Origin of the sequence: Nocardioides sp., assembly GCF_051876515.1 — a bacterium.
GTDB lineage: Bacteria > Actinomycetota > Actinomycetes > Propionibacteriales > Nocardioidaceae > Nocardioides.
The window spans coordinates 1-4,922 of sequence record NZ_JBJEHY010000246.1 but is presented as its reverse complement, the minus strand read 5'-3'; the positions used below and the strand labels follow the sequence as shown (position 1 = coordinate 4,922).

4 protein-coding genes are annotated in these 4,922 nt (G+C 70.2%); 1 reads left to right on the top strand and 3 read right to left on the bottom strand.

Annotation, left to right across the window (positions count from 1 at the left end; translation table 11 throughout):
* Both acnA and ACI379_RS17150 read right to left on the bottom strand, forming a co-directional pair.
* Positions 1-2,155, bottom strand: a 2,155-nt coding sequence (gene acnA / locus ACI379_RS17155) for an aconitate hydratase AcnA (RefSeq protein ID WP_439793353.1), incomplete at its 3' end; no start/stop codon positions are given.
* 186 nt (positions 2,156-2,341) lie between these two features.
* Positions 2,342-2,941, bottom strand: a complete 600-nt coding sequence (locus ACI379_RS17150; RefSeq protein WP_439793352.1) for a TetR/AcrR family transcriptional regulator — start codon at positions 2,939-2,941, stop codon at positions 2,342-2,344.
* A 130-nt stretch (positions 2,942-3,071) separates the two neighbouring features.
* Here ACI379_RS17150 and ACI379_RS17145 point away from each other — a divergent pair, with 130 nt between their 5' ends.
* A complete protein-coding gene (locus tag ACI379_RS17145) occupies positions 3,072-4,127 on the top strand; it encodes a hypothetical protein (RefSeq protein ID WP_439793351.1) in 1,056 nt (351 codons plus the stop codon).
* Between the two features lie 40 nt (positions 4,128-4,167).
* On the opposite strand, the gene ACI379_RS17140 is transcribed toward ACI379_RS17145, so the two are convergent.
* Positions 4,168-4,922, bottom strand: a 755-nt coding sequence (locus ACI379_RS17140; protein WP_439793350.1) for a class I SAM-dependent RNA methyltransferase, incomplete at its 5' end; no start/stop codon positions are given.

Sequence of the window (4,922 nt, the reverse complement as noted above, 5' to 3'; positions counted from 1 at the left end):
TGCCGCGGATCATGACCTCGTGGTTGCCACGGCGCGAGCCGTAGGAGTTGAAGTCACGCTGCTCGACACCGTTGGCCGTGAGGTACTGGCCCGCGGGCGAGTCCTTCTTGATGGCACCGGCCGGGCTGATGTGGTCGGTGGTCACCGAGTCACCCAGCTTGAGCAGGACGCGCGCGCCGTCGATGTCGGTGACGGGCGCCGGGTTCTCCGGCATGCCGTCGAAGTACGGCGCCTTGCGGACGTAGGTGGAGTCCTCGTCCCAGGTGAAGATGTTGCCCTCGGGGGTGGGCAGCGAGCGCCAGCGCTCGTCACCGGCGAAGACGTCCTTGTAGGACTCGCCGAACATCTCCTTGTTGATGGCACCGGCGATGGTCGCCTCGACCTCGGCCGGGGAGGGCCAGATGTCCTTGAGGAAGACGTCGTTGCCGTTCTCGTCCTGGCCGAGAGCGTCGTTGAACAGGTCGACGTTCATGTTGCCGGCGATGGCGTACGCGACGACCAGCGGCGGGGACGCCAGGTAGTTCATCTTGATGTCGGGGCTGATGCGGCCCTCGAAGTTGCGGTTGCCGGAGAGCACGGAGACGACGGCCAGGTCGTTCTCGTTGACCGCGGCGGAGACCTCGGGGATCAGCGGGCCCGAGTTGCCGATGCAGGTGACGCAGCCGTAGCCGACCAGGTTGAAGCCCAGCTTGTCGAGGTACGGCGTGAGGCCGGCCTTCTCGTAGTAGTCGGAGACGACCTGCGAGCCGGGAGCCAGGGTGGTCTTGACCCACGGCTTGCGGGTCAGGCCCTTCTCGACGGCCTTCTTGGCCAGCAGCGCCGCACCGATCATCACGCTCGGGTTGGAGGTGTTGGTGCAGGAGGTGATCGACGCGATGGTGACGGCGCCGTTCTCCAGGTCGAAGGAGGTGCCGTCAGCCAGGGTGACCGGGATCTTGGCGTCGACGTTGGAGGTGTAGCCCTGCACGTCGGAGGCGAAGTTGGTCGCGGCCGAGGTGACCTCGATGCGGTCCTGGGGACGCTTCGGGCCGGCGATCGAGGGGACGACCGTGGCGAGGTCGAGCTCGAGCTTCTCGGAGTAGCGCGGCTCGGCGGCCGGGTCGAGCCACAGGCCCTGCTCCTTGGCGTACGCCTCAACGAGCGCGATCTGCTCCTCGCTGCGGCCGGTCAGGCGCAGGTAGTTGGTGGTCTCGCCGTCGATCGGGAAGACGGCGATGGTGGAGCCGAACTCGGGGCTCATGTTGCCGATGGTGGCGCGGTTGGCCAGCGGCAGCGCGGCCACACCGGGGCCGTAGAACTCGACGAACTTGCCGACGACGCCGTGCTTGCGGACCATCTCGGTGATGGTGAGCACGAGGTCGGTGGCGGTGGAGCCCTCGGGGAGCTCGCCGTTGAGCTTGAAGCCCACGACGCGCGGGATCAGCATGGAGACCGGCTGGCCGAGCATCGCGGCCTCGGCCTCGATGCCGCCCACGCCCCAGCCGACGACGCCGATGCCGTTGACCATGGTGGTGTGCGAGTCGGTGCCGACGCAGGTGTCGGGGTACGCCAGCAGCTCGCCGTCGACCTCACGCGTGAAGACCGTGCGGGCGAGGTGCTCGATGTTGACCTGGTGCACGATGCCGGTGCCCGGGGGGACGACCTTGAAGTCGTCGAAGGCGCCCTGGCCCCAGCGCAGGAACTGGTAACGCTCGCGGTTGCGCTCGTACTCGATCTCGACGTTCTTCTCGAACGCCTCGGGGGTGCCGAACACGTCAGCCATGACGGAGTGGTCGATGACCATCTCGGCCGGGGCGAGCGGGTTGATCTTGGAGGCGTCGCCACCCAGGTCGGCCATCGCCTCGCGCATCGTGGCGAGGTCGACGACGCAGGGCACGCCGGTGAAGTCCTGCATGATCACGCGGGCGGGCGTGAACTGGATCTCCTTGTCGGGCTCGGCGTCGGCGTCCCAGCCGGCGAGCGCGCGGATGTCGTCGGCGGTGATGTTCGCGCCGTCCTCGGTGCGCAGGAGGTTCTCCAGCAGCACCTTGAGGGAGAAGGGAAGGGTCTCGACGTCGACGTCGTCACCCGTCACCGCGTCGAGGCGGAAGATCTCGTAGGACTTCCCGTCCACGTCCAGGGTGCTCTTGGCACCGAAGCTGTCCTGACTGGCCATCAGTCACGTCTCCTACCGGGATTGGGGTTGTCACACTCCCCTCCATCTTGCCGCGCCCGGGTTGCGCGCGCGAAGCAAGGTTTGCCTTACCTGGAGGGAGGGCGACCTACCGAATGTCTCTCGACGTCAAGATACACGACATCTACCTACCCAACCAAACGTGTCGCCCGGCGCGGCGCGCCCACGTCACCCGCCCCGGCGCTCCTCCCCGATCCGCTCGCGCAGCCGCGTGACGACGGGCGCCGCGATCAGCGGTGCCCAGGCCTTGATGACGTCGAGCGTGTCCACGTCCAGCCCACGCTCCCCCCGGTACGCGAACGTCCCCGTCGCCCCGGAGACCAGGAACTCCATGACCGTACGGGTCGCGTCGTCCAGGTCGGCGACCTCACCGCCCAGCGCGTGCACCCACGCCTCGATCATCGCGTCCTTGACGCGTCGCATGAAGCCCGGGTCGCCCCGCTGCGAGAGCAGGAGGCATAGGCGGTCGAAGTTCTCGCCGTAGGCGTCCATCGAGTCGCGCAGGGGCGCCATCAGGTCACCCGCGTCCAGGGCCGCGACCACGACACCCGGCACGTGCACCGGGATCACCTCGTCCTCGATCTCCTCGATGAGCTCGCCGAGCGAGGTGAAGCAGCGGTAGAACGTGGACCGGTTCAGGCCGGCGCGCGAGGTGATGCGCTGGACGCTGAGCTCCGCCAGCGGAACCGCCGGGAACAACTCCCAGAACGCGGCCTTGATCCGCTCGGCGGCCGGCGCGAGGCCGGACTCCTTGCTGGGTCGCGCCACGACCTGCCCCTCCCGCGATGGACGCAACAGACTCGTGCCCTCTGTCGCTTTTGCTCCCGGTGCGGGAGCCGTCCCGTCGAAAGTAAAGCAACGGTGTGTTGCATTTCAACCGTCGACACAGGAGCGCGACATGTCCTCCCCCACCGATACCTCCCCCGCCAGCCCGAGCGGCACCTCGGCAACCGACGGGCCCACCAGCTGGCAGCACCTGGGCGGCCTCGCCGTCGGCCTGACCCTGCTGGTCACCCTGGTCCTGCTCGCCTTCTCCTGGCCCAGCACGACGGCCGAGCCACGCGACGTCCCGCTCGCCGTGGCAGGCGCTCCGGCGCAGGTCCAGGCTGTCGCGGCGGCGCTGGACAAGGCGCAGCCGGGCGCGTTCGAGGTCGACCAGGTCGCGGACCGCGACGCGGCGGTGGTACGGATCGAGGAGCGTGAGGCCTACGGCGCCATCGTCCTGGGGGCTGAGCCCGAGATCCTGGTGAGCAGCGCGGCGAACGCGTCGATGGCCCAGCTCCTGGGGAACCTCGCCACCCCCGTGCAGGCGCTGCTCGCCCAGAGCACCCCTCCGGCCGAGGACGGCACCCCGGCAGCCGCCCCCACGGTCACCGTGACGGACGTGGTCCCGTTGTCGGCGGACGACCCGCGCGGCACGGGGCTGACCGCGGCGGCACTTCCGCTGGTCATCGGCGGCATGCTCGGCGGCGTCGTCACCAGCCTCGTCGTACGCGGCACCTCACGGCGTGTCGTCGGCCTGGTCGCGTACACGGTGCTCGCCGGCCTGGCGATGACCCTGGTGCTCAGCACGTGGTTCGGCTTCCTGCCCGGCAACTTCGCTGCGGTGTGGGGCGTGTTCACGATGACCCTGCTGGCGATCTCCTCGACGATCAGCGGTCTGGCGTCCGTCATCGGGCGGGCCGGCATCGCGATCGGCGCCCTGACGTTCCTGCTGCTGGGCAACCCGCTGTCGGGCGTCGCGCTGCCCAAGGAGTTCCTGCCGTCGCCGTGGGGCGGCATCGGCCAACTGCTGCCGCCGGGCGCCGGGTCGACGCTGCTGCGTCTGGTCTCGTACTTCCCCGACGCCAGCACCACGCAGCCGTGGCTGGTGCTCGTCGTCTGGTCGCTGCTCGGGCTCGTGCTGCTGCTCGTGGGGCACCGTCGCACGGTGGTCGCGACGGTTCCCGCCTGACGCGCCGCCACCGAGGGCGAAGCGGCGCGCCAGGCGGAGGTCAGCGGCGCTCGAGCAGCGCCACGCACTCCACGTGGTGAGTCATCGGGAACAGGTCGAACGCCTTCAGCTCGCTGAGCGTGTACCCGTGCTCGGCAAAGATCGCGACGTCGCGGGCCAGGGCGGCGGGGTCGCAGGCGACGTACGCCACCGCGCGCGGTGCGCGGTCGACGACCTGCTCGACCACGGCACGCTTGGCGCCCTCGCGGGGCGGGTCGAGCACGACCAGGTCGAAGGGCTCGTCGAACTGCTCGCGCAGCACCTGCTCGACGGCGCCGGTGGCTACGACCGCGCCCTGGTGCGAGCCCAGGTTGGTCTTGGCGAAGCCGCAGGCGGCGCGGTCGGCCTCGACGGCCACCACGCGGGTGCCGTCACCCACCGCGTCGGCCAGGAAGCGGGCGAAGAGCCCCACCCCGGCGTACAGGTCGAGCACGCGCTCACCCGCCTGCGGACGCAGGACCTCGAGCACCGTGGACACGAGCGTCGGCGCAGCACCGGGGTGCACCTGCCAGAAGCCGTCCCCGGCGACGGTGAACGGGTGCGTGGTCTCCCCCGCCGTCACCTCGTGGGTCAGGACCGCTCCGGCCTCGGGCGCCCGGGCGTCGGGGTGCGCGATCAGGCAGTCGTCGACGGGGACGACCTTCCGCGAGCGGTGGGCGCGCAGGCCGCGACGGCCGTCCTCGGTGTACGCCCACTGCACGCGGGTGCGCCACCGCAGCCCCTGCTCCTGCTCGGGCAGGTCGCCGGTGACTGCCT